Origin of the sequence: Pseudotabrizicola sp. L79, assembly GCF_036553525.1 — a bacterium.
GTDB lineage: Bacteria > Pseudomonadota > Alphaproteobacteria > Rhodobacterales > Rhodobacteraceae > Pseudotabrizicola.
In genome coordinates this window covers 1-306 of sequence record NZ_JAZHDA010000034.1, presented here as the reverse complement: position 1 = coordinate 306, position 306 = coordinate 1, and the positions used below count along the sequence as shown (strand labels likewise).

Below are 306 nucleotides of genomic sequence, written 5' to 3'. Positions count from 1 at the left end.
GAGGATGATCCGAAACAGCCGCGCTATCTGCAAACTGTGCGGGGCGAAGGCTATATGCTGCAACCCGATTGATCCGCAGCCACCCAGGGGGGGGGGGGCCCCCCCCCCCCCCGCGGGGTTTGAAAAAAAAAAAAGGGCCGGGCAGGTGGCTTTGAAACCAACCCCCGGCCCGCATTATTGTTTAATTAAACCCCGGGGGGGGGGGGGGGCGGCCCCCCCCTGGGTGGCTGCGGATCAATCGGGTTGCAGCATATAGCCTTCGCCCCGCACAGTTTGCAGATAGCGCGGCTGTTTCGGATCATCCTC

General features: G+C 63.1%; 2 pseudogenes. One reads left to right on the top strand and one right to left on the bottom strand.

Features of this window, described 5'->3' with window-relative positions:
- Positions 1 to 72 (top strand): annotated as a pseudogene (locus V3C85_RS00340) (DNA-binding response regulator); the annotation flags it as partial.
- Positions 73 to 234: 162 nt separating this feature from the next.
- Here the strand turns inward: V3C85_RS00340 and V3C85_RS00335 are convergent.
- A pseudogene (locus V3C85_RS00335) lies at positions 235 to 306 on the bottom strand (DNA-binding response regulator); the annotation flags it as partial.